The organism is Ignavibacteriales bacterium (assembly GCA_016214905.1).
Taxonomy (GTDB): Bacteria; Bacteroidota; Ignavibacteria; order UBA10030; family SZUA-254; genus PNNN01.
In genome coordinates, this window is the sequence record JACRMQ010000007.1 from 1338205 (window position 1) to 1362207 (window position 24003).

The 24003-nt window shown below is 38.5% G+C and carries 20 protein-coding genes; 19 read left to right on the top strand and 1 reads right to left on the bottom strand.

The window, feature by feature from the left end; all coding sequences use genetic code 11:
- Window positions 1-42: 42 nt before the first annotated feature.
- Genes bcp through HZB59_12795 form a run of 5 tightly spaced genes read left to right on the top strand, consistent with a single transcriptional unit; the run spans window position 43 to window position 2865 of the window.
- Complete coding sequence (bcp, locus tag HZB59_12775) at window positions 43-501, top strand: thioredoxin-dependent thiol peroxidase (protein ID MBI5022302.1); 459 nt, start codon at window positions 43-45, stop codon at window positions 499-501.
- Between the two features lie 30 nt (window positions 502-531).
- A complete protein-coding gene (locus tag HZB59_12780) occupies window positions 532-1134 on the top strand; it encodes a redoxin domain-containing protein (protein ID MBI5022303.1) in 603 nt (200 codons plus the stop codon).
- A gap of 3 nt (window positions 1135-1137) precedes the next feature.
- A complete protein-coding gene (locus tag HZB59_12785) occupies window positions 1138-1548 on the top strand; it encodes a 6-carboxytetrahydropterin synthase (protein MBI5022304.1) in 411 nt (136 codons plus the stop codon).
- A complete protein-coding gene (folE, locus tag HZB59_12790; protein MBI5022305.1) occupies window positions 1545-2126 on the top strand; it encodes a GTP cyclohydrolase I FolE in 582 nt (193 codons plus the stop codon). Before HZB59_12785 ends, folE begins: the two co-directional genes overlap by 4 nt.
- 1 nt (window position 2127) lies before the next feature.
- Entirely contained in the window at window positions 2128-2865 is a 738-nt protein-coding gene (locus HZB59_12795) for an SDR family oxidoreductase (GenBank protein ID MBI5022306.1), read from the top strand.
- A gap of 90 nt (window positions 2866-2955) precedes the next feature.
- Here the strand turns inward: HZB59_12795 and HZB59_12800 are convergent, their stop codons facing one another.
- On the bottom strand, window positions 2956-8325 hold the full coding sequence (locus tag HZB59_12800; protein MBI5022307.1) for a T9SS type A sorting domain-containing protein: 5370 nt from the start codon (window positions 8323-8325) through the stop codon (window positions 2956-2958).
- A 305-nt stretch (window positions 8326-8630) separates the two neighbouring features.
- Here HZB59_12800 and HZB59_12805 point away from each other — a divergent pair, with 305 nt between their 5' ends.
- The 14 genes from HZB59_12805 (at window position 8631) to HZB59_12870 (ending at window position 23900) form a co-directional block, all read left to right on the top strand.
- The gene (locus HZB59_12805) at window positions 8631-9956 is read left to right on the top strand and encodes an HlyC/CorC family transporter (GenBank protein MBI5022308.1); all 1326 of its coding nucleotides are present in this window, start codon (window positions 8631-8633) and stop codon (window positions 9954-9956) included.
- Between the two features lie 37 nt (window positions 9957-9993).
- Window positions 9994-11109: a glycosyltransferase gene (locus tag HZB59_12810; GenBank protein MBI5022309.1), complete on the top strand. Its 1116-nt coding sequence runs from the start codon at window positions 9994-9996 to the stop codon at window positions 11107-11109.
- Window positions 11096-12475 carry a flippase gene (locus HZB59_12815; GenBank protein MBI5022310.1) on the top strand — a complete coding sequence of 460 codons (1380 nt, stop codon included), beginning with the start codon at window positions 11096-11098 and terminating at the stop codon, window positions 12473-12475. Before HZB59_12810 ends, HZB59_12815 begins: the two co-directional genes overlap by 14 nt.
- Window positions 12468-13121, top strand: a complete 654-nt coding sequence (locus HZB59_12820) for an FkbM family methyltransferase (protein ID MBI5022311.1) — start codon at window positions 12468-12470, stop codon at window positions 13119-13121. Before HZB59_12815 ends, HZB59_12820 begins: the two co-directional genes overlap by 8 nt.
- Window positions 13122-13131: 10 nt before the next feature.
- A complete protein-coding gene (locus HZB59_12825; GenBank protein MBI5022312.1) occupies window positions 13132-14025 on the top strand; it encodes a glycosyltransferase in 894 nt (297 codons plus the stop codon).
- A 12-nt stretch (window positions 14026-14037) separates the two neighbouring features.
- Window positions 14038-14856, top strand: a complete 819-nt coding sequence (locus HZB59_12830) for a methyltransferase, TIGR04325 family (protein ID MBI5022313.1) — start codon at window positions 14038-14040, stop codon at window positions 14854-14856.
- Window positions 14857-15852, top strand: a complete 996-nt coding sequence (locus HZB59_12835; GenBank protein MBI5022314.1) for a glycosyl transferase — start codon at window positions 14857-14859, stop codon at window positions 15850-15852. It begins immediately after the preceding gene.
- A 4-nt stretch (window positions 15853-15856) separates the two neighbouring features.
- On the top strand, window positions 15857-16225 hold the full coding sequence (locus HZB59_12840; protein MBI5022315.1) for an FdtA/QdtA family cupin domain-containing protein: 369 nt from the start codon (window positions 15857-15859) through the stop codon (window positions 16223-16225).
- Complete coding sequence (locus HZB59_12845) at window positions 16215-17303, top strand: DegT/DnrJ/EryC1/StrS family aminotransferase (GenBank protein ID MBI5022316.1); 1089 nt, start codon at window positions 16215-16217, stop codon at window positions 17301-17303. Before HZB59_12840 ends, HZB59_12845 begins: the two co-directional genes overlap by 11 nt.
- A complete protein-coding gene (locus HZB59_12850) occupies window positions 17303-18061 on the top strand; it encodes a glycosyltransferase (GenBank protein ID MBI5022317.1) in 759 nt (252 codons plus the stop codon). The genes HZB59_12845 and HZB59_12850 overlap by 1 nt, the downstream gene beginning before the upstream one ends.
- A 101-nt stretch (window positions 18062-18162) precedes the next feature.
- Window positions 18163-18873 carry a hypothetical protein gene (locus tag HZB59_12855; protein MBI5022318.1) on the top strand — a complete coding sequence of 237 codons (711 nt, stop codon included), beginning with the start codon at window positions 18163-18165 and terminating at the stop codon, window positions 18871-18873.
- On the top strand, window positions 18870-19451 hold the full coding sequence (locus tag HZB59_12860; protein MBI5022319.1) for a nicotinate-nucleotide adenylyltransferase: 582 nt from the start codon (window positions 18870-18872) through the stop codon (window positions 19449-19451). Before HZB59_12855 ends, HZB59_12860 begins: the two co-directional genes overlap by 4 nt.
- Window positions 19452-19515: 64 nt before the next feature.
- Window positions 19516-22446 carry a S8 family serine peptidase gene (locus tag HZB59_12865; protein MBI5022320.1) on the top strand — a complete coding sequence of 977 codons (2931 nt, stop codon included), beginning with the start codon at window positions 19516-19518 and terminating at the stop codon, window positions 22444-22446.
- A gap of 227 nt (window positions 22447-22673) precedes the next feature.
- The gene (locus tag HZB59_12870) at window positions 22674-23900 is read left to right on the top strand and encodes an outer membrane protein transport protein (protein MBI5022321.1); all 1227 of its coding nucleotides are present in this window, start codon (window positions 22674-22676) and stop codon (window positions 23898-23900) included.
- The last annotated feature ends 103 nt before the right edge of the window (window positions 23901-24003 follow it).

A 24003-nucleotide genomic window follows, 5' to 3' on the forward strand; every position in this document is an offset into this window, starting at 1 on the left:
TATTGACCATCGACAATACATTTAACCTAAAAACGAATTTATATGGCGCATCTCAAGATAAACGATAAAGCACCTTTATTCACACTTCCCGCAACAAGCGGGAAAGAAATATCGCTAAGCGATTTAAAAGGTAAAAAGGTGATCCTATATTTTTATCCAAAAGATGACACGCCCGGCTGTACAAAAGAAGCATGTGCGTTCCGCGATAATTTTGCGCGTGTGAAGAAGAAAGGTGCGGTTGTGTTGGGGATCAGCAAGGATTCATTGGCTTCGCACAATAAATTTAAAGAGAAATATGATTTAACATTTCCACTGCTTAGCGATGAAAAATTAGAAGTACTGAAATCGTACGGAGTTTGGAAAATGAAATCAATGATGGGGAGAAAATATATGGGAATTGAACGAACTACTGTCATTATCGATGAAGATGGTAAAATAATTCATATCTTCCCCAAAGTTAAAGTAGACGGACATGTTGAAGAAGTACTGAAAGTTATATAAATATCATTAATAAATTAAGAAGGAATAATAATGGAAAATAAACAATTGAACATCGGCGCGTCAGTGCCAGATTTTACACTCGAAACATATGATCCGGCCAAAGGTGATTTCAGCGAAATATCACTCGAAGTAATCAAGAAAAAGAAAAAGTGGACGGTTCTTTTTTTCTATCCGGCAGATTTTACATTTGTTTGTCCAACCGAGTTGGCAGACCTGGCGAATATTCACAAAGAATTGAAAGAGCTTGGTGTAGAAGTGATATCGGTCAGTACCGATACAAAATTCAGTCATTTAGGATGGGTGCAAGCTGAACACCTCATGAAAAATGTGAAGTACCAGATGGGTGCAGACCCGACCGGTAAGGTATCCAGAATGTTTGGTGTGTACGATGAAGCAAGCGGATTGGCGTTGCGCGGAACATTCATCATCAGTCCGGCAGGGATGCTCGTTGGATCTGAAATTAATTATTTCAATAACGGTAGAAATGCCGAAGAACTTCTCCGAAAGATGAAAGCAAATGTTTACTTAGCCGATCATCCAAACGAAGCATGTCCCGCGAAATGGGAAGATGGCGATAAAACATTGAAGCCCAGTGCGAAACTCGTTGGTAAAGTTTACGAGGCATTGAAATAGTAAATGATTTACCTGACCCGAAGAGAACATTTTTGTTCTTCACATCAGTTATCGAATCCGAAGTTCTCCGATAAGGAGAACTTCGAGATTTACGGTAAATGCGCGTATCCACATGGACACGGACATAATTATGAACTGGAAGTAACGGTTATTGGTGAACCCGATAAAGATACAGGAATGATTTTGGATTTGAAAAAACTTTCCGAAATAATCGACAGGGAAATTCTTGACAAAGTAGATCATAAACATCTTAATATTGATGTTGATTTCTTAAAAGGAGTGATTCCTACCGCTGAAAATCTCTGTGTAATATTTTGGAATATCCTTGCATCAAAAATTCCTGCAGGGAAACTTTATTCGATTAAAGTTTATGAAACGCCGAACAATTATGCTGAATACAGAGGTGGTAAATGAAAAAAAATAATCGAGATCCGGTGAAGCTTGAGAAAGTTGTTAAAGAGATGCTTAATCTGATTGGAGAAGATTCGCGGCGTGAAGGTTTAGCGCAAACACCTAAGCGCGTTGCTGAAGCATGGGAATTTCTCACCAGCGGTTACCATCAGGACGTGAACAAAGTTTTAAACGGTGCAGTATTTACTGAAAAATACGATGAGATGGTTATCGTCAAGGATATCGATTTTTTCAGCATGTGCGAGCATCATTTGCTGCCGTTCTATGGTAAAGCTCATATAGCTTACATTCCGACAGGGAAAATAGTCGGGTTGAGTAAAATTCCCCGTCTTGTTGAAGTGTTCAGCCGCCGGCTTCAGGTGCAGGAACGAATGACACAACAGATAGCCGATACGCTTTTCAAAACGCTTGAACCGGATGGAGTTGCTGTTGTAATTGAAGCGAGGCATTTGTGTATGATGATGCGCGGCGTGGAAAAACAAAATTCGGTTGCCACAACGAGTGCCATGCTAGGTTCCTTTCGCGATGATGAACGAACCCGCAATGAGTTTTTAAAACTCATAAATTCCAAATTAGGATAGAATGGAAGAAAAAGATATTCCCGCATTATATCGACCGGTCGTCTGGATTACCGGCGCATCGAGCGGTATTGGCAGAGAAACCGCTAAACAATTTGCACGACTCGGATGCAGAGTGTGTGTTTCCGCCAGAAGAAAAAAAGAACTAAGTGTTTTGGTGAAAGAAATAATTGGTTTGGGCGGATATGCTTACCCTTTCCCATTAGACATAACAAATCTTGCCGAAATCCAAAAAGTGGCGAAGCAGATCGCCAAACAATTTGGTCGAGTTGATGTCTTAATTAATAACGCGGGAATCACATCATTCAAATCAATTTCTGAAACGTCAATCAAAGAAATTGATGCTATTTTAAAGACTAATCTTTTAGGGCACATAGCATGTATAAAGTCGGTTCTTCCATCTATGATTGAGCGGAAGGGTGGTTCAATTTTTAATATCATTTCTATGGTTGCCGTAAAGATGTATGAAAACTCCGGTGCTTATACAGCATCTAAATCGGGTATGCTCGGTTTCGGGAAAGTATTGCGGGAGGAAGTGCGAAACCTTAATATCAAGGTTGTTAATGTAATCCCCGGCGCCACGGACACTGAAATATGGAATAAAAAAATCAGAGAAAAATACTCTGACAGAATGATGAAAGCGAAAAGTGTGGCTGAAGCGATTCTTTCCGTTTATCAAATGCCGGATGATGTAGTGATTGATGAACTTGTTATCAGACCTATTACCGGAGATATTAATTAAATCATCAGAAGGACCTCCAAGATCGACTATAAAAGAAAATACCGAATCATTGTAAATGAATCGGTATTCTCTTTTTAAAAAACTATAGATTTATTTTATGATAATCATCTTCTTTACATTTGAATAAAATCTGGCAGATCCTTCTTCCGCCTTGGATTCTGCGAGCAGACTATAGAAATAGACACCGGCAGGGAAGGAACCTGCATCAAGATCAACTTCCCACCCAGATCCCGCATCAAATTCTTCCCGATTTAATAAAGTTGTAATATCCTGACCGAGTATATTATAAATTTTCAAAGTTACCAATGATGCCTCCGGAAGATCAAATGAAAGAGTAGTAGCTGGATTAAAAGGATTAGGATAATTTTGATTTAGTGAATATTCTGTTGGTAATGGTTCCGGTGGATTATAAACCGATAAACTCGCCATGGCAGCAGCCGATTTCAGAAAAGGTATATCGTATGCTGTTCGGTAACTTCGCCATTTAAATTTACTTCCGATCCAACCAACTGATGTGTCAGTCAACACCGGACTGGAGAATGCCTCATTAATCCGCTTCACAGTTTTTAAAAGTGAATCGTAAATCCAAAATGGAACTCCCTCCCATCTGGTCATTACTGTGTCTGCATATAATGAGATGTCTTTAATAGTTTTATCAGTGCCCCACGGACCCGGCCATGTATATCTCAGCGCTCCCAGATTATTAGCAATATCTGTATATCCTTTTTCACTCGCAATCAGATTTATTTTTAACGTAAGTAATTGAGGAATAAGTAGGTCGTTCTTTTTATCGGAGCCAATAGTTTTCCATCTCTTGAGCATCGAATTTCCCCTCGTTGTTATGTCAAAACCACGAGGAGAACCATCATGCAACAAACCCCTTGAGTTGAAGGTCTTGAATATCTCTGTTTGTTTTGATGGAAAAAGATAAGCTTTTTCTTTGTTATTATTATTTAGCTGACCTGTTAAACCGATTAAAAATTTTGCGCCGTCAACTTTAATTAATCTATCTAATAAATTTGCAGTATTTGGGGCAGATACAATTGGTTTTCCATTTTTCCATTTTATTATTTTAGATTGATCGCTAGCCGCTAATTGTTCGTATGTAAATGTGCGGTACTTGATGCTGTCAGTATTTTTAAAAACACCAAAGTTAAGATTCAACTGATCTACACCACTGATAGTCTCGATCGGATAGGTGGAAGTTATTGGGAAAGTAATATTCCATCCATCCGGAGGCTGAAGAGACATAATCAATCCATCTGGATTGGGACCAACTCCATAGAAAGTATATTCACCATTCATTCCGGTAAATATTGTTTGTCCATTGCTTAATCCAACTTGCCAACCGGAGATTCCTTCCTCATCATTATTTTTTACACCATCATTATTTCTATCGCGGAAAACGATACCGCTAACGTTTATGAGTTTAAAATTACCAAAGTTGATTTCAGATTTATTATTAACTGGAATATGACCACTCAGCGCCTCAAATGTAATCACACCAGGTGGAGGTGGCATTGTTTGGTTCCACCCGATTGGAATATTTTCACTAATTGTGTGACTTCCGGGACCAATGTTTGTGAAAATATATTCTCCATTTGCTTCGGTAATCGTGCTCGAAGCGCCTTGTCCGGAAATGGCGATTGCAATATTTTCAATTCCAGGTTCACCTGAATTTTTAATGCCATTTCCATCTAAGTCATTGAAAATGATTCCACTCACATTAATGTTTTTAAAATACAAGAAATTGACATAATAAATAGTCTTGCTGGTATCAATTGGGACTATAATTTCATTTGATGTGGTTTCAATCCATCCGACCGGTAAAGCGGAGAGACGCTGAAATTTATAAGCACCTGTATCGAGAGGAGAAAATGAAGTGGTTGTATTTCCGGTCCATTCTCCAATTTTTATGTTGTTTTTAAAAACATAATACGTCAAAGATTCACCACCAAAATTTGGGGGTGAATTATCATCTGCATCTTTGATACCATTACCGTTTAAATCAGCTAAAACATTTATGTAAATTTTCCCCAAATAAAATATTCCAAAATCAATATTTTGAACATTAGCGCTAGGTTCGCCGCTGTTTCCGGATAATGATACGGAATGAGATTTTATTGATGGATATGTAATTCGGCCATAACTAGGCTGCTCTATCACTTTCACGGTATATGCACTATAAGGAGGAATGATTATGGAATAGTCCCCCAATGAGTCAGTTGTGTCGGAAGCAATTAGTGCACCGCTTGAGGAGTCTTTACGAACTTCTATCACCCATCCTGATGTGCCGGATTCACTGCCATCCTTTATTCCATTGTTGTTACAATCGCTAAATACAGTACCGTTGATAGAACCTATGAACAAACCAAAATTTTGAGATTTAGTTGTCCAATCGCCTGGACAATTAATATCATATTTATTTGAACCAAACGGCTCGGTAAAACCGTAACCATTTGTTGAGCATGTTAGATTGTATATTCCAGGTAGTTGTACATCTTTAAGATATGCACCATTGATATCGGTAATTAATGAATCAATCACTACTCCATGATATCCGAGATATAATTTAACACCTGCTTGTTCCGACTCACCAGTATCCCTTATACCATTTCCATTCGTATCAAGGTAGACAATTCCTTGAAGAAGGTTTCCACCATCACCGGTACCCTCACCAGAAACAAAAAAGTTATCAAAAGCCCAACCACCTGGATCAGGAGCGGTTGCCGGATCAGAAAATGCAATATATCGAAAACGCACGCCATGTGAATTCATGATATCTGGGTATTCCGTTGGAGTTATCTTCAATTGTGAATATACATAGCCCTCAGGTCCTGTCGACTCATTGGTGCCATTACTTGTCCATCTTCCTGGTGGTAAGTCATCCGTGTTTTCTATCAATCCGTATGAGTATAATGCTTGGCCAAGATCAAAGCACCATGGAGGCCAATCGCATGTGTCTTCAGGAATTTTTGCATTTTTGTATATTGATTCGTTATACCAATTCAAGCCATACGGGTCGTTAAGTTTACCTAAATGTTTCCATGTAACTCCATCTGTTGTGTATTGCATCCAGCTGAAATCCCATCCGGGCTCAGTTCTAAGATTATGAACGAATGCTATCTGCATTTTACCGGGAGCTATAACACATTGAGGATCAAGCCATGGACTTATCAATAAATTGGGACCCGGATATGTTGTTTCATATCCTTGACTTGATGCGTAAGCGCCTTCAGTGTATGTAGAGGTTTTATTTGGGCGTTCAGTTACCCAAGAATAGCCGTTATAGGGACCACTTAATTTTGTAAAATTATTTTTTCTTACCCAATCCCCTGTGGCTGTCCATCCTTGTGAACTCCCATCGAACGTGAATAACTGAGTTGGGAAACAATCTACCATAACGGGTACGATAATTTTAGAAATACTGTTATTGCTTGTATTGATATCCCCACTAAGAGATGTTGTTGCCGTAAATGTATAATTAGTCAATGATGGTGGTGTCCAAGATGGGAAAGAAAGTGATTTTATTTCCAATGATTGCAATGAAGTTGATACCACTTGCGTATATCCTGTGACAGGTTCAGATAGTAAAACATTAAACGTCGACGTTGGCAATGATGAATTGTTTTTTACCTTCACAATAGGGATGGTGGGTATTCCCATGGGCGGAGATGTAATTGATACTTCAATTTTATGTGGTAACACATCGGGTCCGAACGATAATGGCAGATTCGAAAATTCATCGGCACCAGCGTCTCGTTTTCCTACAGTTGTGGTATCTCGTAATTCACCGTCAATATCCTGAGCTAAGAGAACTTTTGATTTCCCGCAATTCTCAGCAGAGGAAGGTCCTGATGTAATATGTAATTCAGAATCAAAATTGATCGGTCCCCAAACTCCGTTTGTATTAATTCCTGCGACTATCGCATCGGTTATTGTAGAATGAGAGGAGGTCGGATAACCGGCAGAAAAAATTGCGTTGTTGTTAATAGTAGTGCCGGCATTCAGACCTCTCACTTTAGCCATATCAGGTTGAATAATCTCATTTGAAAGTGCGTTGTTGTAAATATTAGAAGTTAGTGATGTGGTTCGATTGACAGACAGGCAAGTTGTGGTGGGTGAGTTAGAATTTGTACCGGTCAACCGAATTGAATTATGATAAAAATTAGTATTAGTACCTCGATATCCAATTATTACACCGCTTCCGTCATCATTAGTCAAATTATATATTCTATTATTGAAAATGCTGACCGCACCGTAATCATTGTAAACTCGGAAACCATATAAACTAATACCATCATTGTTTACTGTATTGGTTGATATGTTCCGAAATATATTATTAGAGATTGTGCAGGAATCGACGATCAGGAAATGTGATCCGGTTGATTGGCCAAAGAAATAAATAAAGCTCTCATTGGTTAAAAACGCTTTATCAATGTCGTATTCAGTTACTCCGTTATCCCAATAAGTTTTTAAATATTCAACACCATCGATTATGTTATTGTTGAAATTGATATTCGAACAAAACTCAAATAATCCTCCAATAACTACCTTCTCACCAAATGCTCCGCCGATTTTACAATTGTTGATTGTTAATCCATTCGTTGAAATTGAATTTCCTTCTGTTAGAACTTTGAAAGCATATGTCGCGCTGGTTATTACGCAATTATCAAAAGTAATTGATTTATTAAAACTACTACTGGAATCTGCTGTCCAAATAAATATGGCCGGTCTGCCGTCAGTTTGATTTATCCAGATAGTATTGTTTATATTCCCATGAATAGCTGCGTTTTTTATCGAAATATTTTCAGAGCCATTAGAGATGAAAAATGTTGCACCGAATGGATCATTTGTTGGGAAGTCGCCCATTCCGAATCCAATCGTAAGAGAGGCGCCGCTATTATTACTTCCACCTATTGTAATATTCTTTGCACCGTCAAACACAAATCCTTTGCCGTCTGCAATTGTAGAGATAAAATCGATATTCACATTTAAACCTGCCGCAGGTTGAATTGTAAGATTATAAGTTCCAGAACCGGAATAGATTCCGGTAAAAGCAGGCATATCGTATTCTGTATAACTGGTATTTACAAGTTCGAATATTGCGTTGTCAGAAAGTCCCACATAATTCAAGACAGCTATTGCACTCGAGATATTTATGAAATCGCCTGGTATTTGGTAGGTACCCGATAATCCGCTGAGCGTCATCCCTTGAGGAATGGAAATGTCACTTATCGGTGTACTTTTTTCGAAACTTCCCGATTTCCAATTTAATAACCTTGAAGATATCATTTTAGGCCGATCCTTTGGTACATCCGGATCAGGTATTCTTTCGATCTCTAATGGAGAAAAATGTTTTAAATATATTTTTTTTGAAGGATCATCACTTGACAATGCAAATGATATGATAAATAAGAAAATGATGGTGAATAAAACTATAAATCCCAACCGCTTCATAATACCTCCAGATATACTTCTGATTTATTTAATTGTGAATTTCTGTGAGCAGGCATTAAGTATTTTTTTAAACCCTCTTTGAAAATCCTAATGTATAACATAAGAGCACTTGTGCTTCTACCAAGCTTAAAGTATTTATTTTATGTATGAAAGTCAACTGATATTATTAAATTCTTCTAAAATCCATGTTTTTATTACTTTAATAAAATTATCGCTTCATTTGATTAATATCCCACTTTGTTGTAAATTTCATCCATGAATTCTGTAATAAATATTGAAATTGCCAAATAAACCAATCTATTGCGATGCTCACTCAAGTAATCGGTAATATTCTTTTCATTTTCCTTCTCGTATTCGCCAACGGTTTCTTTGTCGCGGCAGAATTTGCAATTGTTAAAGTTCGCTCGAGCCAGCTCATCCAAAAAATTAAGACCGGGCACAGACGCGCTACACTAGCCAAGAGCATAGTTGATCACCTCGATGCATATCTTTCAGCAACGCAGCTTGGAATTACATTATCAAGTCTTGGTCTGGGATGGGTAGGTGAACCGTTACTTGCCGATATGATGAGAGATACTTTTATAAACATCGGTATTGTTAGTGAGAAAGCTATACACGCGTTTTCATTCGCCATTAGTTTCGGGATTTTAACATTTCTACATATAATTCTTGGTGAATTGGCACCGAAGTCGCTGGCAATCAGATACCCTGAAGCAACAACTCTAGTTGTTTCATTTCCACTTCAATTATTTTACAGGTTATTTCAACCGGTTATTTGGCTTTTAAACGGAGCGGCAAATTTTCTTTTACGACTTTTTGGCATTCCTCAAGCAAGCGCCACAGAATTACTACACTCACCTGAAGAATTACAAATCATTGTCGATGAGGGAACGAAAAGTGGAGTATTCAACAAGACTGAACAAGAACTTATTACAAGTATATTCGAATTTTCGAATACTACTGCTAAAGAGATAATGCTTCCACGTACCGATGTGATCGCAATAAACATTGATACCTCACGCGAAAAACTTATACAAGTTGTCACGGAAGAAGGATACTCAAGGATGCCCGTGTATAAAGACTCAATTGATAATATCATCGGTCTGATTTATACAAAAGACCTGATCAGTTTACTCGAGCACAGAGACCTGATAGTATTACAAGATATTATTCGTCCGGCTTACTTTGTTCCGGGGGCTATGAAGATAAGTCAGTTGATGAGAGAATTACAGGAACGTAAGCTGCACATGGCAGTTGTTGTGGATGAATTCGGAGGAACGGAAGGCATCGTTACGATGGAAGATATTCTTGAGGAAATAGTCGGTGAAATTCATGATGAATATGATGAAGTGCTCAAAGATGTAGAACAATCTACCGATGGTTCTTCACTGGTAAATGCGAAAATGAATATCACAGATTTTAACGAAAAGTTTGTTGTTGAAATACCGGATGATCCGGAATACGAGACCATTGGCGGATTCTTGGCAAAACTCACCGGACACATCCCGGAACAGAACGAGGAAATACGATTTGATAATCTGCATTTCACCATAGTGAAAAAAAGTCAGAGACGTTTACGGCAGGTTCGGGTTTCAAAGAATGTTTCTCATATAAAGCAGGAGCGGGAATGAATTCCCCGGTAAACGATTTTTGTAATTCATCTTATCGATGATTAACCTCCTTCATTGTTTAACACATAGCGATGCCGGAGGTGGGCAGGCGGCAGTTTTCACACTCGCTAAATCGATTGTTCGTTTTCATCCGGATGTTCGAATAACAGTCATGTTGCCGGTTAATGGTATATATGTCGATCGGTTCAAGGATGCCGGATTTGAAGTTATTCCATTTCCGTTCGAATCGATTTCTTTAAAAAATATTTATTTATTCAAACGATTAGTAGCAAACATAAAACCTGATATCATCCACTCACACGGTAAAGGTGCCGGTTTTTATTCCCGCATGTCCACCTATCTTGGTTTATCCTGTCCGCGAATCCATACTCACCATGGTTTTCATCTTCCACCGGGATCATTGAGGAAGAATATCTATTTACGACTGGAGCAAAATCTTACATCAAGAACAGACACAATTATTGCAGTATCGCCAAGCGAGCAGAAAGAGTTGTGTTCAATATTTGAAAAATATTCCAAGCGGATAATTAATATTTCAAACGTAATAGATTCGGATGAGCTAATTCGTTCTTCAGTCTCGGATCTGCCATCGAATGTCGATGCTTTTCTGAATGCATCCAATGATAAAATTGTCTTGATGATTGCAAGAGATGATGAGGTTAAGAATTATCCTCTCGCTTTGAATGCTGCTGAAATCGTATTAAAACAAAATAAAAAAGCAAGATTCATTTTTGTCGGATTACGCTCCGATAATCAATTGTATTCATCGATCAAGCTTAGTTTCGGTGGTAAAATATTAACAGTTGAGAAGATGGAAAATGTTATTCCTTTATTCAAAAGATGTGATATCCTTTTGCTCACCTCACGGAAAGAAGGTGGGTTGCCACTAGTAATTCAAGAGGGATTTTATTTCGGAAAACCGGCAGTCGGAACGAAGGTCCCGGGAATAACCGATTTAATTGATGATAGGATTAACGGGTTGTTATCTGATGAGACTCCTGAATCTGTTGCGAATGCAATTATTCGATTGGTTGAAGACGATAATTTATATAGGATGTTATCGGTGAATGCCAAAAAGAAAATGGATTCATTTAATTTACCGGATTGGGCTGAGAAGTATTACAACCTTTACAGGTCTTATGTCGGCAAATGAAAAAAATGATATGAGAGAAGCGGGAAGTCTGAATCCTCTACAAATCTTTCTCAACATCTTCAAGCGGAATGATATGGAGAGTGTTGTTAAAAATACCGGATGGTTGGTGCTTGATAAAATATTCCGGCTGGTGGTGGGATTATTTGTAAATGTCTGGATTGCCAGATATCTAGGTCCTGCTCAGTTCGGAATTTTAAGCTATGCTCTGAGTTTCGCAGCAATAATAGGTGCTATCGCTCCGCTCGGACTTGACAGCATCGTGGTGCGTGAGTTAGTCAAAGATGCAGGTCGAAAGGAATATCTCCTCGGTACAACATTGGTCTTGCGATTTACCAGTGGAATATTCGTAATGCTGATTGCAACATCGATTTATCTTTTCAATACTTCAGTTGATGGACAAACATTAACACTAATACTAATTATATCTGCCGGATATTTATTCCAAGCATTCGATGCGATAGATTACTGGTTTCAATCCAAAGTTAAATCCAAATTTACAGTTATTGCGAAAGATAGCGCCTTCTTTATTATATCGTTATTAAAAGTAATTGCTTTGATAGCTAATGCGCCGCTTATTGCATTTGCCATTTTAGCAACAGTTGAAATAATGCTTGGATCGATTGCGCTTTGGATTGCATACAGGTATGACGGATTCAAATTAAGAACATGGAAATATAACTTACATTACACACGTGTCTTGTTGAAGGATAGTTTTCCTTTGGCAATCGCGAGTATAGCAATAGCTATCTACATGCGAATCGATCAGGTTATTTTGGGGAGTTTATTAGGATCAAGCGCGGTTGGGATTTATTCTGCGGCTGTCAGACTTGTTGAGATTTGGTACTTTATTCCAACATCATTTACAATCTCGATTTTTCCGATGATTGTAGAAGCAAAAAAAAATAATATGAAATTATACCATCGCAGGTTGCAGCAGCTTTACGACATCATGTCGTTTATCAGTATCCTATTGGCAATTGGTGTCACAATCTTCTCAAAAGAAATTATACTATTATTTTATGGGGTCAAGTATATTGAGTCGGCATATATACTGAGTATTTACGTGTGGACCGGTGTGGCAGTATTTCTTGGGGTTGCATCGAGTCAATATTTAATGGCTGAGAACCGAACGTCTATTTCTCTGTATCGGACTTTGCTCGGTATGTGTGTTAATGTGGCAGCGAATATAATATTAATACCCCGCATTGGAATTATCGGATCGGGTATTGCTGCATTGCTTGCACAATTGACGGCTACATTCTCTATCATTTTATTTCCATCGACGCGATCTCAATTTAGTATGATGATTAAGTCGTTATTTATTTTTCGATTTTATATTTATTTTAGGACCAGATCGAATGCTTAGTAAACTTAAAAAAACATTATCGTTTGTTGCAAATCCATCGAAACTGCACGGACTTGGGCAACTCGGCTCACAAGGATATTTATTGCAAAACGGATGGTTTAAATCTTTTAAAGATAAACTTCCTGTGGATGCCGAGGGGAAACCGCTTCCATGGTTTACATATCCCTCGATTCTTTTTCTAAATGAACGCTTGAATAAAACAATGAACCTGTTTGAATACGGCACGGGGAATTCAACTTTGTATTTCGCATCTCGTGTCCAGCAAGTTATATCCGTAGAACACGATCAAAGGTGGTACGATAAATTTCATCCAGTTTTACCGAATAATGTTCATTCAAAATTCATCGAAGTAGATTCAATAAAAGTAGATTATACCCAAGCTGCTAAAAATGCGGGGATTCGGTTTGATGTTTTAGTAATAGACGGACGAAGAAGAAAAGAGTGTATGATGAATTCGCTTGAGTCGCTAACCCCCGAAGGGATCATTATTCTGGACGATGCCGAACGAACTGAATATGAACCGGGAATTCGTTATCTTTTTAAAAACGATTTCCATATAATTCCGTTCTGGGGTATCGCACCCGGTATGGTGGACTTAAAATGCACGGCAATATTATACCGAAAAGTAAATTGTTTCAACATCTGAAGGATCGAAGATGAAAGATCTTGCTCCGATCGTTCTTTTTGTTTATAATCGGCCTGCGCATGTGAAAAAAACTATCGCTGCTCTTCAAAATAATCATCATGCATCTGATAGCGATCTGATTATTTATTCGGATGCGGCAAAGGATGAAGATAACCTACAACAAGTCAAGGAAGTCAGAGTCTTTCTTAAGTCGGTTACGGATTTTAAATCTGTCAAGATAATTCACCGGTCTCATAACTTCGGACTGTCAGAAAATATTATAAATGGAGTGACGGAAGTAGTCTCAACTTACGGCAACGTAATAGTCCTTGAGGATGATCTTGTAACTTCACCATATTTCCTTCAGTTCATGAACGATGGATTGTCTATGTATCAGGATAATCATGAAGTCGTTAGTATTCATGGATATGTTTATCCGGTTTCTGGAAAATTACCGGACACATTTTTTCTGCGGGGCGCCGATTGCTGGGGCTGGGCAACATGGAAACATGGATGGGATATTTTTGAATCTGATGGTAAGTATTTATTGAACGAAATCAAAAATAAATCATTGGAGAAAGAATTTAATTTTAACGACAGTTATCCGTATCTTCAAATGTTAATCGATCAGGTTACAGGCAAAACAGATTCCTGGGCTATCAGATGGCATGCGTCTGCTTTTCTGAAAGATAAGTTTACGCTGTATCCGGGGAAATCATTGGTTCAAAATATCGGGATTGATGATTCTGGGACTCATCATAAATATTCGACTATAATGAATGTCGCCTTGGAAACAGAAATGCCGAACATTAATAAATTAGAAATAAAACAAGATGAGATAGCATTTAGATTAATCTCACAGTTTATGGAAACTATTCATCCTCCAATTTGGAAAAAAATATTACGCAGGATTGGTGCTGTTTAAATTATTCATAATATGTCTATTAAGAAAATAATTAAATCAATCATACCGCCTATAATTACTTCTTCTTATGGCGAGATTCGAAATCCTGTTTCGTTTCATGGCAGTTATGAGTCATGGGCTGAAGCTGAACAAAATTCTACAGGATATGACGCCGATGTGATAGTAGAGAAAGTTCGCGATTCACTTTTAAAAGTGAAAGAAGGTAAAGCGGTTCATGAACGCGATTCTGTTCTTTTTGATAAAATCGAATATTCGTGGCAGTTGCTTGCGGGTATTTTATGGATTGCGGCACAGCGCGGTAATCGTTTGAATGTTCTTGATTTTGGCGGTTCATTGGGAAGTACATACTTCCAGAATCGGAAGTTCCTGAAAGAGATCATTAATCTAAACTGGAATATAGTTGAACAACAAAAATTTGTTGAAATCGGTAAAAAATATTTTGAAAACGAAAGATTGAGATTCTGGTCGTCGATTTCGCAATGTTCGAAAATGGTATCTCCCGATCTCATAATTTTATCGAGTGTTCTTTCTTATATAGAAAATCCAATCAATCTGTTCGATGAAATATTCGGCACCGGAGTTGAGTTCTGTATAATTGATCGAACATTAATCACTGACGGGAAAAAAGATATTATTACTGTTCAACATGTGGAACCTCCAATTTATCATGCGAAATATCCCTGTCGTATTTACGCGAAAGCTGAATTGTTACACTACCTTGGACAAAAGTATGATTTGATCGAAGAATATTCGAATGATGAAGGAAGAAGTATCCGTATACCGGGTGGTGTAGCGGCTTATAAAGGATTCATTTTCCGACGAAAGAAATAGATGCTAACGTTTTGTACGCTATTCGATTCTAATTACTTGTCGCGCGGATTATCGATGTATTATTCTCTGCAAAAACATTGCAAAGATTTTCAGTTGTTTGTTTTCGCGTTTGATGAACGTGCATATAATATTTTGGAAAAGCTGGAGTTGCCATCAGTGAAATTAATATCATTAGCAGAATTTGAAGATCAGCAGCTTTTACAAGTTAAACCAACACGAAGCAAAGCCGAATATTGCTGGACGGCTACATCATCGACAATTTTATTCATTCTGGAGAAATACGGCGTCGAATCTTGTACATACATCGATGCAGATCTGTATTTCTACGATTCACCTAAAATATTGATCGATGAAATGGGAGATAAGTCGATCCTTCTCACCGAGCACCGTTACAGCCCAAGTCGGGATTTATCTTCTTTATCCGGAAAATATTGTGTCCAATTTATTACATTCAAAAACGACGAAAAAAGTTTGAAGGCATTAAAATGGTGGCGATCGGCTTGTCTGGAGTGGTGCTACGCCCGGGTTGAGGACGGAAAATACGGTGATCAAAAATATTTGGACGATTGGACAACTAGATATGAAGGCGTTCATGTGTTGCAGCATCTTGGCGGAGGGGTTGCTCCGTGGAATGTTCAGCAGTATAATTTTTATCTCGGTGACAACATCATTAGGGGAAAGGTAATAAATTCAAAAAAAGATTTCAATGTTGTGTTTTATCATTTCCATCATATTCGTTATTTTACAGATCAAACTATCGACCTGGGTGATTATTATTTAACAGATAATGTGAAAAATATTTATTATTATCCTTATCTGTCAGACTTAGAAAATTCGAAGGATTTTATAAAAAAGTTCGATGATTCATTTGACCCGCATGGTCCGAGAGAGAAAGAAATTATATGGAAAACACCATTAATCAATCTAAAAAGACGATTCTATGATCGATACAACATCTTCCCGATAAATGAGATTGAGAGTAAACTAATTAAGTAATATTATGGCAGAATTGATAAATTTGAAAACGATGTGCGATAATCGGGGTAAACTCACCGTCATTGAGAAAATAATACCATTCGATATAAAACGTATTTTTTATATTTATGGTGTGGATGATTCGGTTAGAGGAAAACACCGCCATAAAAAAACTCGGCAAGCCGCGATATGTTTGCAGGGAAGTTGTATAGTATCTAATGATGATGGAAAGGATAAAAAAGATTTTCTGCTCGATTCACCCGATAAATGTTTATTGTTAGAACCGCAAGATTATCATTCCATGCATCATTTCACACCGGATGCGATATTGATGGTGCTTGCGTCTGAATATTTTAACCGGGATGATTATATTTTTAATCCTTATGAACGTTGAATATGAAAATCTGAAAGTGGTTAATAATCAATTCCGTGAAAATATCATGGATGAATTAGCTGCGATTCTTGACAGCGGCTGGTTTATTCTCGGTGAAAGAGTAAAATCATTCGAGGGTAATTTTGCCTCATACTGCGGATCCAAATATTGCGTAGGTGTTGCGTCGGGACTTGACGCGCTGATACTTTCTCTTTTAGCTTGTGGTTTTGAGAAAGGAAGTAAAATTATTGTTCCCTCTAACACTTATATTGCGACGATACTTGCTGTGATTCACGCCGGATTAAAACCAGTCTTGGTTGAGCCCGATCTTCAAACATACAATATCAATCCTGAACGGTTAGAAGAAGCCATCAACGCGAAAACAAGAGCAATCCTTTGCGTTCATCTTTACGGTAAGACGTGTGAGATGGATACGATATTGAGTGTTTGTAAAAAATATAATTTGAAATTGATCGAAGATTGCGCGCAGGCGCATGGTGCTAAATATAAAGGAAGAATGGTCGGTTCATTCGGAGACGCAGGGGCATATAGCTTTTACCCCACTAAAAATTTGGGCGCATTAGGTGATGCCGGTGCTGTGATAACATCCGATGAAGGTATGCATGATAAGGTTCGGATGCTGCGGCATTATGGGCAGAATCAAAAATATTACAACGAAGTTATCGGCTACAACTCTCGACTCGACGAATTGCAGGCAGGTATTCTTCTTATCAAACTGAAATATCTCGATGAGATCACAAAACATAAAAAGAAACTCGCTGAAATTTATCACAGAGGATTAAAAAATGATTTTATAAAACCTGTCGTAGATCCAAACTTTTCAGATGTGCATCATATCTATCCCATCCGGCATCCTAAACGCGATTCATTACGCGAATATTTATTGAGCAATGGTATCAAAACAGAAATTCATTATCCTGTACCGCCTCATTTTCAAATTGCTATGAAGGAACATTTCGCGGGGAAACAGTATCCAATATCTGAAGAGATTCATAACACAATTTTGAGTTTACCAATTTCATTCGGTCACCGTGAAGAAGAAATTGAGTATGTTGTTGAGGTGATGAATAAATTCTGATGGCAGCAATAACTCCACTCGTCAGCATCATTACGGTTTGTTTGAATTCGGCATCAACAATCAAGCAGACAATAGAAAGCGTAATCAATCAATCTTACTCAAATATCGAATATATTGTAATTGATGGGGGCTCAATCGATGGTACTTTGCATATCATCGGGGAATATAAAAATAGAATTTCTCACTTGGTCAGCGAAAAAGATAACGGTATTAGCGATGCCTTCAATAAAGGTTTGAGGATAGCAAAAGGAGAATATATTCAGTTGCTTAACGCTGATGACCTCATACCTCGCGATAAAATCGCTAACTCCGTATCTGAGTTAATATCACATCCTGAATGTGGTTTCGTTTTCGGTGATATCATATTGCAATCAGGTAAAGGTGAGGATAAAAGAATCCCTGGTAATCCTGATTACAGGCAATCGATTTCGCGAATCATGAGGCGCATCAATCATCCGACTGTTTTAGCAAGAAGATCGCTTTATGAAAATTATGGATTGTTTGATGTCAGATGGAAAATCGCGATGGATTATGAGTGGCATCTTCGAATCGATAAAAAAGGTGAATACGGATTTTATTCTCCCGAAATCGTTGTCATGATGTCTCCTTCGGGAGTTTCAAATATTAATACTGACGCCGCTATACGGGAAGTGCGTGATATATCAATAATGCATGGGTATCCTAAGATGTCTGCACAGTTGTATTATCTTGGGCGGATATTCAAGAATAAAATTTATTCTGTTCTTGGATTGAGATAAAATTTTAAAATGACAGATATGAGGAAATTGATTCGAAGGTTAATTTGCTTTTTTTCTTCATCCTTTCTATTATGTAGAAGATACTAAAATTTAAAAATTCTATGCCACAGTCAAACGCCTTAATTATTTTTGCAGTCACCAACCAAATCGATAGGAGTAATCAAGCCGATCCTCTCGCAACACTTCCGTGGGACGATTTAGACGCCCTCTATACCGCGTTCCTGAGCGATACTCTTCGAGTCGCAATCCAGCTTTTCGATGTTGATGTATTGGTTTACCGGAATACGAAAGAAATTTCAGATGATTTTTTTCTTTCTTATAAATACCGGGTTAAATTATTCGAACTGGATGAAGAACCTATGGCTGAACAAGTTCAGCAGGCAGTGGAAGATGCCTTTCAGGTCGGTTATCAGCGTGTTACCGTATTATTGGAAAATAATCCTCTTATTACCGATAAATTATTGCGGCTTACTTTCACTCAGCTCGGATTCGAGGATGATTGCATCGTCTATGGACCAACAGATGAAGATCGATGTTATCTTGTTGGAATGAAAGCTGATCATAGTTCAATTTTTAAGATTATTGAATCAGATCCTTTAAAAAATCGGCAAACATTATTAAAAGCGATCATGCAGAATGATGTGATGGTTTTTCCGATGGTCGCGCTAAACGCTCTCGATTCAGGTTCAGGTCTGCTTAATTTGAAAAAGACACTCGAAGAAGGCAAGTTGAACGGAGACACACCATCAAAAACACTCAGCGTGTATAAAATGCTCGAGAAGAAATACCGTTTTCGAAAGATCTTTCAATGAAGGTAGGTATATTCGGCGGATCATTCAATCCTCCTCACATGGGGCATCTGATCGTGATTGAAGCGGTACGCGACCAACTTCAACTCGATAAAGTGTTGTTTATACCGGCGGCTCAAAATCCTAACAAACCCAATTCGCTCCTCACTTCATCTCAAGCACGATTAGATATGACTGAATTAGCAGTGAAGGGAAGTAACGGATTTGAAGTATCGGACATAGAAATTGAGAGAAAAAGTATTTCATATACCGTGGATACAATTCAGGCGTTATCATTGTTATATCCGCGCGCGACTTTGTCGCTTATAATCGGTGCGGATAATTTACTTGAATTTGAAACGTGGAAATCACCCGAAGAAATTATCGCTAAAGCCGAACTTGTGGTAATGCGCAGACCCGGGTTCGATATAAACACGAGCAAGAATAATTTTGTCCGCACGGCAAGGATTGTAAATGTACCGCAAATCGGGATTTCCGGCACCGATATCAGAAGAAGAGTAAAACTTGGGCAGTCTATTCGTTTCCTTGTTCCGAGGCAGGTGGAGGATTACATATACTCAAAGAGATTGTATCGAAATTAGCTTGTCATTGAAAAAATAATTCTTTAGATTCTATCTACCGTTATCATTATAACTTAGGATAATTATGAAATTAATCAAGTTCCTTCTATCAATAATATTGATATACTCCTTAACGACTATTGATCTCTATGCTGCGGGTACCCAACCTTTTACTAAAGTGAAACCGATTGATGGCTTATCGAACGTTGTTTTAAAAACGCGAGAGAACAGTCATTACCTGCCTGACCGAATAATTGTCAAGCTCGTCGATGGTGTAAATATCTCCGGGAGTAAACAGATTTCAGGTATAGCCGGGCTCGATAAGATTTCGTCACGCTACGGTATTACATCCATTGAACAAATATTTCCATCTGTCACCTCGACAAAAAAAGGGCAATCGGTCGAATTATCAAATTATATCACTTTGAAATATACTTCACCATTCGATCCTTTCTCTCTCGCGGAAGAGTTGTCTAAACTTCCGGAAGTGCAGTACGCCGAGCCATGGTTTATATATCCGGTAAACGACAACCAAACATGCCGACCAAATGATACTTACAGGAATACTCAGGCATCTCTCAACAGAGTTTTAGCTGATACGGCTTGGTGCACCGAACAGGGCGATACAAATGTTGTCATTGGTATCATTGATACAGGTGTTGAGTGGAATCACTCCGATCTGCAGGCGAATATCTGGACTAATCCGGGTGAATGGGGTGATAATAAAGAATCGAATGGCGTTGATGATGATGGAAATGGAAAAATTGATGATTATCATGGTTGGGATTTTGGCGGCTACGCATATACATCACCAACTGAAGACAACAATCCTGCGCCAACATCAGTTACTTTAACACACGGAACTCATGTTGCGGGTATAGCATCGGCAGTTACGAATAATGGAATTGGTGTGGCGGGAATGGGGTATCGATGCAAGATTCTACCTGTGAAAGCAGCATCGGATAATGATACACGAAGTGGCGGACCATATATCGTTTTTGGTTTCGAAGGAATTGTTTACGCGGCAGTTATGGGAGCCGATATAATTAGTTTAAGCTGGGGAGGAGATGGTGCATCGCAATTTGAGCAGGATGTTATAGACTTCGCACTCGCTCACGGATCTCTGGTTGTTGCCGCTGCCGGTAACACATATGATAACAGCATTCAATATCCTGCTAGCTACCCGGGAGTTATATCGGTTGCGGGTACACTTTCAACTGATGATAAAAAAGCAGTCTATTCAACTTATAACGAATATGTTGATGTCTCGGCACCGGGGGATTATGTTCTCAGTACATATTTCGCGAACACGTACAATTATATGTCCGGTACATCGATGGCAACACCTCTTGTGGCAGGTTTAGCTGCTCTTGTTAAATCTCATTTCCCAACATATTCACCGCTGCAGGTTGGTGAACAAATCCGTGCCACATGCGATGATATTAATTCTGTCAATCCATCATATGTAGATATGTTAGGTAAAGGACGAGTAAATGCTCTCAAGGCATTAACCACGTTTACGCCATCAGTGAGAATGATAGATTTTACAACGAGCGATTCAATAGGGGGAAACAACAACAAAATATTGCAGCCGGGCGAAACGTTTTCAATGGTTGTGAATATGAAAAATTATTTATCACCAACAAGCGCGGGCACGGTAATAAGTTTAAGCGAAACCGATTCTTATGTCTCGATAACAAACGGATCTTTTCCGATCGGAATTCTCAGTACGATGTCTGAAAGCAACAACAGTTTATCACCTTATAGTGTAACGATAGCAGGTAACACTCCACCAGCGCACTCAGTCCGATTTAAATTAACAATAACGGACGGGAGTTACAGCGATGTGCAATTTTTCTGGGTATTGATTAATCCGACATACGCAACTCACAATGCCAATAATATACAGGTAAGTTTAACAAACATTTCGCGTGTTGGCTTTGTAGATCTAAACAACACGATCGGTGTCGGTTTTATTTGCGGCGGAGAAAATCAATTATACGAGGGTGGTTTAATGATTGGTTATTCTTCTACTAAACTTGTGGATGTTGTACGAAATGATACATGCCAAACATGCCAGAACCATGATTTCTCATCTCAGCAAGTTTATAATATGACATACCCCGGATCGTTCTCAGCACAGGATGGGAGTGCGTCGTTCTCAGATTCGTTAGCGAATCCGACTAATAAAATCGGAATATCGGTTGATATGTATTCTTATGCTTATACAAGTGTGGATGACAGCAATTATTTAATCATACGTTATGATATAACTAACAAATCCGGTGCGGACATTAATAATCTATATGCGGGATTATTTATGGATTGGGATATCACCGGAGGTCAAGCTGAATATTGGAAATTCAACCGTACAACCTTTCAGCAAGATATGGATATGGGTTACGCATGGAACAGTGGAAATCCCGCAACGGTTTATTGTGGTGTTAGAGCATTGGATGGGGCAGGAGCTTATCGGGCCTTATTGAATAACTCGGCGATCACTCTTACGCGTTCTTCGAAGTATAATTGGTTGAGCGGGGGTTATGTTACCGTTGATAGCGTGCAGGATATTCATTTTGTAATCTCAAGCATTCCATTATCGTTGCAGGATGGCGAGAAAAAAATGATCGGTTTCGCTTTGCTGGGAGCTAAAAATTTAGATCAACTATGGGCAGCATCAGATGCGGCAAAATCAAAATGGATCGCGATTAAAAAATTATTAGACGTAACAAACGAGGGAGAAGGTGTCCCGACAAAATTCGCGCTTAGCCAAAACTATCCGAATCCGTTCAATCCTTCTACAAAAATCAATTATGAATTGCCAACTGCCGGCTGGGTAACACTTAAGGTGTTTGATGTACTTGGGCGTGAAGTTGCAACTTTGGTTGATGAAACTAAGAGGATCGGAAGATATGAAGTTGAGTTTGACGGCTCTGAACTAACGAGCGGAGTTTACTTCTATACTTTACGAGCAGGCAGTCTTATATCAACCAAGAAGCTCTTGCTGATGAAATAGGAAATTAACAAATTCAGCAGATAATGAGCATTTTTGTATAATGTTTTTATGCGGAAGGGATATCGTTACCGTGAAGTTTGCTTTCCAAGAATTCTTTTCATATTTTAGGCAAAATTGAATAGAGCGTATTAATTAAAAGATTTGGTTTCACGGGTAAAGATATTTCTTATTTTAAAGATAAATCAAATAACCACTAATTAACTCAACAATAATATTGGAGAAGTATTATGAAAGTTAGATACATTGCATTACTCATGCTTCTGTTTGTAGCGGTTGGTTCGGTAATGCCGAACGGTCTTAGCTTGAACAGCATCGGACCGAAAGCGTTCGGCATGGGCGGAGCGTTTGTTGGATTAGCAAACGATTATTCTGCCATCTACTGGAATCCGGCAGGTTTAACGCAGATGCAAAAGAATTTTATCGGTGTATTTGCAACCGATGTTATTCCTATGGGAAAATATAAATTTTATCTAGCCCTTCCTTCACCCTATCCAACAATCGACATCGATACAAAAACCAAATCAAATCATTATATTTCACCGAATCTCATGGGATTTTATCATTGTCAGCTTGTTGATGGCCTAACCTGGGGCTTAAGTGTTTATGTCCCAGCCGGATTAGGTTCGGAATGGGATGGAGAAGATTTAAAATTGCTCAGTGGCGGACAGGCGATGAAATGGAAGAGCAAAATCGCGGTAATTAATATCTCTCCAGCGATATCATATAAATTTTCTGATCAGTTCTCTGCAGGCGTAGCCATGAACATTTTCTATGGAATGTTCGATATGGATCGGCCTGGACCAATTGGTCAATATACCGAAAGTTCGGATGGAATGGGTTACGGTGTAACATTTGGCTTATTAGCAAAACCGCATGAAATGTTCAGCATTGGTGCATCATTCCGTACGAAGACTTCCGTCACGATGAGTGGAACTGCGAAGAATGGATCGCTAGAGAGTGAATTTGACAGAGATGTAGATTGGCCAATGTGGATTGCCGGCGGCATTGCTTTTTATCCAATTCCGGAACTGGTTATCACTGCTGATGCTCAATTTAGTCAATGGTCAAAGAGTGAAGATGAATTTGTTACAAAGTTTAAAGCTCTTGGATGGGGAACAGATACGATCACTCTAAATTGGAAAGATGCAACACAAATTCGTTTTGGCCTTGGGTATTCTCTTTCCCCGTCGATTGATTTAAGAGCAGGATTTTATATTGATCCGGCTCCGGGACCTGACGAAACTTATAATATATTATTCCCAAGTATAAGTAATAATGTGGTAACTGTTGGTGCGGGATATAAATATGATAGTTTTGTATTTGATTTAGGTTTAGAGTACCTGATTGGTAAAGATCGCGAGATCGATCCTATCGCCCATCCTGATGCGATGCCAGGAACACACGGTATGGATATATTTGCGTTCAGTTTCGGTATCGGATACGAGTTCGAATAACATTAAAGAATTCTTTTTTAAAATTAAAACTCCATCGATCACCCGATGGAGTTTTTTTTGTCATTTATATCCGTTTTTGAAAGTCACCATTTATCAATCTGCA

Bases quoted from the DNA above. Each gene is read 5' to 3' on its own strand.
- bcp (MBI5022302.1), top strand. From the start codon at position 43: ATGGCGCATCTCAAGATAAACGATAAAGCACCTTTATTCACACTTCCC.
- HZB59_12780 (MBI5022303.1), top strand. From the start codon at position 532: ATGGAAAATAAACAATTGAACATCGGCGCGTCAGTGCCAGATTTTACA.
- HZB59_12785 (MBI5022304.1), top strand. From the start codon at position 1,138: ATGATTTACCTGACCCGAAGAGAACATTTTTGTTCTTCACATCAGTTA.
- folE (MBI5022305.1), top strand. From the start codon at position 1,545: ATGAAAAAAAATAATCGAGATCCGGTGAAGCTTGAGAAAGTTGTTAAA.
- HZB59_12795 (MBI5022306.1), top strand. From the start codon at position 2,128: ATGGAAGAAAAAGATATTCCCGCATTATATCGACCGGTCGTCTGGATT.
- HZB59_12800 (MBI5022307.1), bottom strand. From the start codon at position 8,325: ATGAAGCGGTTGGGATTTATAGTTTTATTCACCATCATTTTCTTATTT.
- HZB59_12805 (MBI5022308.1), top strand. From the start codon at position 8,631: ATGCTCACTCAAGTAATCGGTAATATTCTTTTCATTTTCCTTCTCGTA.
- HZB59_12810 (MBI5022309.1), top strand. From the start codon at position 9,994: ATGATTAACCTCCTTCATTGTTTAACACATAGCGATGCCGGAGGTGGG.
- HZB59_12815 (MBI5022310.1), top strand. From the start codon at position 11,096: ATGTCGGCAAATGAAAAAAATGATATGAGAGAAGCGGGAAGTCTGAAT.
- HZB59_12820 (MBI5022311.1), top strand. From the start codon at position 12,468: ATGCTTAGTAAACTTAAAAAAACATTATCGTTTGTTGCAAATCCATCG.
- HZB59_12825 (MBI5022312.1), top strand. From the start codon at position 13,132: ATGAAAGATCTTGCTCCGATCGTTCTTTTTGTTTATAATCGGCCTGCG.
- HZB59_12830 (MBI5022313.1), top strand. From the start codon at position 14,038: ATGTCTATTAAGAAAATAATTAAATCAATCATACCGCCTATAATTACT.
- HZB59_12835 (MBI5022314.1), top strand. From the start codon at position 14,857: ATGCTAACGTTTTGTACGCTATTCGATTCTAATTACTTGTCGCGCGGA.
- HZB59_12840 (MBI5022315.1), top strand. From the start codon at position 15,857: ATGGCAGAATTGATAAATTTGAAAACGATGTGCGATAATCGGGGTAAA.
- HZB59_12845 (MBI5022316.1), top strand. From the start codon at position 16,215: ATGAACGTTGAATATGAAAATCTGAAAGTGGTTAATAATCAATTCCGT.
- HZB59_12850 (MBI5022317.1), top strand. From the start codon at position 17,303: ATGGCAGCAATAACTCCACTCGTCAGCATCATTACGGTTTGTTTGAAT.
- HZB59_12855 (MBI5022318.1), top strand. From the start codon at position 18,163: ATGCCACAGTCAAACGCCTTAATTATTTTTGCAGTCACCAACCAAATC.
- HZB59_12860 (MBI5022319.1), top strand. From the start codon at position 18,870: ATGAAGGTAGGTATATTCGGCGGATCATTCAATCCTCCTCACATGGGG.
- HZB59_12865 (MBI5022320.1), top strand. From the start codon at position 19,516: ATGAAATTAATCAAGTTCCTTCTATCAATAATATTGATATACTCCTTA.
- HZB59_12870 (MBI5022321.1), top strand. From the start codon at position 22,674: ATGAAAGTTAGATACATTGCATTACTCATGCTTCTGTTTGTAGCGGTT.